This window comes from Mesorhizobium sp. M1428 (assembly GCF_040317515.1).
Taxonomy (GTDB): domain Bacteria; phylum Pseudomonadota; class Alphaproteobacteria; order Rhizobiales; family Rhizobiaceae; genus Mesorhizobium.
The window spans coordinates 1-4,001 of the sequence record NZ_JAMYKT010000059.1 but is presented as its reverse complement, the minus strand read 5'-3'; the positions used below and the strand labels follow the sequence as shown (position 1 = coordinate 4,001).

The 4,001-nt window shown below is 57.8% G+C and carries 4 protein-coding genes; 3 read left to right on the top strand and 1 reads right to left on the bottom strand.

Going from position 1 to position 4,001, the window contains the following annotated elements:
- Positions 1–460: 460 nt before the first annotated feature.
- Positions 461–853 (bottom strand): hypothetical protein, encoded by a 393-nt coding sequence (locus tag NKG60_RS32045; protein WP_352870017.1) that lies wholly within the window; start codon positions 851–853, stop codon positions 461–463.
- Positions 854–1,258: 405 nt separating this feature from the next.
- Between NKG60_RS32045 and NKG60_RS32040 the strand changes: the two genes are divergently transcribed.
- The 3 genes from NKG60_RS32040 (at position 1,259) to NKG60_RS32030 (ending at position 3,895) form a co-directional block, all read left to right on the top strand.
- Complete coding sequence (locus NKG60_RS32040) at positions 1,259–1,756, top strand: histidine kinase dimerization/phosphoacceptor domain -containing protein (protein ID WP_352671778.1); 498 nt, start codon at positions 1,259–1,261, stop codon at positions 1,754–1,756.
- Entirely contained in the window at positions 1,690–2,076 is a 387-nt protein-coding gene (locus tag NKG60_RS32035; RefSeq protein ID WP_352671770.1) for a sensor histidine kinase, read from the top strand. The genes NKG60_RS32040 and NKG60_RS32035 overlap by 67 nt, the downstream gene beginning before the upstream one ends.
- Positions 2,077–2,623: 547 nt before the next feature.
- Positions 2,624–3,895, top strand: coding sequence for a cation:proton antiporter (locus tag NKG60_RS32030; RefSeq protein ID WP_352671767.1), 1,272 nt, complete (start codon positions 2,624–2,626; stop codon positions 3,893–3,895).
- Positions 3,896–4,001 lie beyond the last annotated feature (106 nt).

Genomic DNA, 4,001 nt, shown 5'->3' with positions numbered 1-4,001 from the left:
GTGGCGCTCCCATGCAGAACCTGGCCCATAGTGCATCCTTTGATTCGGACGACAATGATGAACCATCAAAGCCTGGGATCAAACATCTAAGTGGCGGAAGGCTGGCAAGTCTGCCTTGAGGCAATGCAAGACCGGGCGACCCCGGAGCAGGCCCGCAAAGCCTTCGAGGCTGCTGCCAAGGAGGAGGGGTGCTACGGTCTTCTGGTTAGGTCTCCCGTGTCCCTGTGCCCCCTCGGCTACACCCTGAGGAGAACTGCCGGGAGTCTTAGAGAACCGGCCAACCGTCACTCCATGTCAGGCACGTCGCCGCCCGAGGCTGGAGCCAGGTCGGCCTCTCTACCTCAACTGCAGGGAGTACCCGGCACGATCGTCTACAACGTCAAGCACCCCTGGTTAACGGTTAACGTCCTTGAGAAGAATAAGCCGCGCGCACAAGAGGCGTGGTATCAGAATGGGTGCGTTAGCGTGAGCGCCAAATCGCGCAATTGCCAGTAACGCCCCACTTGTTGCTCTTAACGCCTGACTGTGAGTAGAGCTTGAGCCCTCGTTGCTTAAATAGCGCCTCTTCACGTTTGAAGTGGTTGGTGCGCGCCACAATGTAATCCCAATCGAGATTTTTCGGATTTGGCTCATACAGTACTCTCGCTGCAAAGCGACGGCCGAGCTGGGGTTTGACATCATCGACCATGCATTCGATTGAATAGGCCATTTTACCTGCTGCACACATACGGCGAGCTTCTTCGTGGGACGCAAGTTTGTACTGCCACTGTCCCCCGGCCGATTGGCATCCAGCCGCAGCTAGGCAGGTCACCATCACCACGAGTAACGAACGCAAAAAATTCAGTGCAGTCATAGACGTCCCCGACTCGAGTCTGGAGGAGACGGACCTCCCGTTGAGTTCACAGCGCCGCGCCTACAAAGACGCCTCAGGCCGGACGCTTACGAAAGTGTGGGCTTGCTTGCCGGTTCGACCTGGCCTCTTCGGGCATCTCGGGCTTATCAACTTCGAATCCGCTCCAGAAATGCAGCGGTAGCCGGCGCGAGTTTCGCCGGCCCTCCAATCCGCAAATTGCTTATCACGATTTCCAGGGATTTAATTTAGAGAGGCATTCCGCCTGTTCGGGGAGTCCTCAAAAGGCTGCCACCCAAGCCCAAGTCCTCGATAGTCCGTCTTGCGACCACGACGGCTCTGACCGCGATCTGTTTTCTCGCCCTGCGGGGTATCCATGAAAGCGCTGGAGTTCTGGGCTTCTTCGTGATGTTTCCCGCTATTTTCCTGGCCTCGGTGCTGTTTGATCGAGGTTCGGGGCTTTACTCCACCGTGCTGAGCACGGTTCTGCTATACTTTGAGGCGAAGCCAACTGGCACCTTTCTGCTGCCCGCGGGATTGGTGCTGCCAATGGTCATCTTCGTCGTGGTGGCATTGGGGCTGGCCGTCATCAGTGAAAGGCTGCGTACGGCTTACCAAAGAGCAGCGGAAGCGGAACGCGCGAAGGATCTGCTCCTACAAGAATTGTCGCATCGCACCAAGAACAACCTCGCGATGGTCAGCTCTCTGCTGTCGCTGCAAGCCCGGATGAAATCGAGTCCAGAGGCCCGCGAGGCACTGGAGAAAGCGTACGTCGCATTCACGCCATCGCCGATGCTCACGACCACTTCCGGCCATCCAGCCACAGCGGCCAAGTCGAAATGCGCTCGTATCTGGAGGAGTTGTCCCGCCACCTCGGAGATACGCTCCGGGATATCAGACCGATAGCCGTGAAAGTCCATGCGGAGGAAGTTCATCTCCCAACGGAGCAGGCAATACCGTTAGGGCTGATTGTAAACGAGCTCGTTAGGAACGCCCTCAAACATGCTTTTCCCGGTGATCGAGGCGGAACCATTGCAGTGAAGCTCTTTCGAGACTCCTCCCTAGTTCTGACGGTGGCGGATGATGGCGTCGGTTGCCCACCCGACAAAAATGGAGGAATAGGCTCGCGCCTCACAGAATTGCTTGCAAAACAGCTAGGAGCAACGCTCACACGGGAGAATTATGCGCCGGGTTGCAAAGTTCGGGTGGTCTTGCCAGACGTGTAGGCGTTTGCTCCGTCGCAACGACGACTACCGCAGTGGCTTGGCGCCGCGATTCCCTTTTCCAGTTGCAGCTTCGGCGACAGGCTGAAAGCGACTACGCCCTTGATTGGCATTGGCGCTTAAAATGGCGCTGGCGCGTCCGTTCCGGTCCGGCAAGCTGGATGAAGAGCTGGCCGCTATCTCCGTCCGCCGCGACGGATGGAGAAAGGGCCCATGTCGGCCCTATCGCGTTCGGTAACATTCCTCGGTGAGGCAATAAGGGGGGTCAGTTTCTCAATTCGCCCGACACGGCCCGCGCCTCGACGCGCGGAAATGGTCGCTCAAATCCCTGGGCAGATCAGGAGAGCCCTTCTAAGCCACATCGCGGATCCAAGATCATCGTTAAAGTGTGCCTGGGATTCTGTACGCATGTCCGTGTTAGGCTAACCCTCGGTCGAGACGGTGGAGGGAGCACATGGCGGGCGAAGGTTGGGTGAGCAGGAGTGTCGGCTTGTGTACGGGTTGGAAGCAGCTTCGCGCTTCGAATGCGGATTCAACGGTCTAGGCCGGGATGCCGTCCTATGCCCTTCTGTTGGCGGCCTTTGGAGCAATCGTGCTCCTTACGGCCTGGTTGCCCATGCTTCTCAGGACGCTTCCGCTTTCACTGCCAATGGTTTGCATCGGGCTCGGCGTTCTTTTGATTTGGTCACCTTTTTCTCCGCTCATCGGAGTGAACCCACTTGAGAACCGGGGCCTAACAGAGCGTCTCACCGAGTTGGCGGTCATCATCGCCCTTATGGGGGCTGGCCTGAAGCTGGACCGGCCAGTGAGTTGGCGCGGCTGGGAGTCCTCCTGGCGCCTTGTTGGCGTCGCCATGCCTCTGACGATCGCAGGAATTGCGTTCATCGGCTGGTCAATTCTGGGGCTCGGTCTTGCCGCCGCACTCCTGCTTGGCGCTGCTCTCGCACCGACTGATCCTGTTCTAGCAAGCGACATACAGGTTGGCCCACCTCAATCCGGCAAGGAGGACGAGGTGCGTTTTGCCCTTACTTCAGAGGCCGGCCTCAATGATGGAGCGGCATTTCCGTTCGTCTATCTCGCCATCGCAATTGCGCTGTCCAGAGCGTCCGGCGAGCCGTTCTTCACACACTGGGTCCTCGTTGATGTCCTTTGGAAGATTACAGCCGGCCTCGTCATTGGCTGGCTGGGCGGAAAAGTCATGGGCTATCTTACGTTTCGTCTACCGAAACGATCGGGCTTGTCAGAGACGAAAGACGGCTTTGTTGCGCTCGGGATCACCTGCCTTGCATACGGCTCGACCGAAGTCCTTCACGGCTACGGCTTCCTTGCAGTGTTTGTTGCAGCAGTGGCGCTGCGATCCATCGAGCGGCAGCATGAGTATCATGAGAGCTTGCACGACTTCGCTGAGCAGATTGAGCGATTGCTGATGATGGTGCTGCTGGTCTGCTTTGGGGCGGCGATCGCTGAAGGGTCGATTTTTAGCGCCTTGAGCTGGCAGGTAGTCGCCACTGCCGCCCTGGTGCTATTGGTTGTGCGACCCATCGCGGCATGGATTGGACTGATTGGATTTCCGGCGCCGTCACGCGAAAAGGCCGTCATCGCTTTTTTTGGAATACGCGGGCTTGGATCGTTCTACTACCTCGCCTTCGCACTGGGGCAGGCCGAATTTGACGGTGCGACAACTCTTTGGGTAACCGTCTGCTTCGCCGTTTTGAGTTCAATTGTCATGCACGGTGTCATGGTCACTCCAGTGATGCGCCAGTTGGATCGCGGCCGCCGCTCTCTACTGAGGTTGTCCCGTGTCCGAGACAGGCAGGACTAATGTCCCCATTCGCGGATTTATGGTAAGCGGTGTTCTCAGGCCACGGCCTTGAGCTCGAGCTTGTTGATGTAGACCCAAGGCAGGAGATCGTCGATCTGGCTGTTGG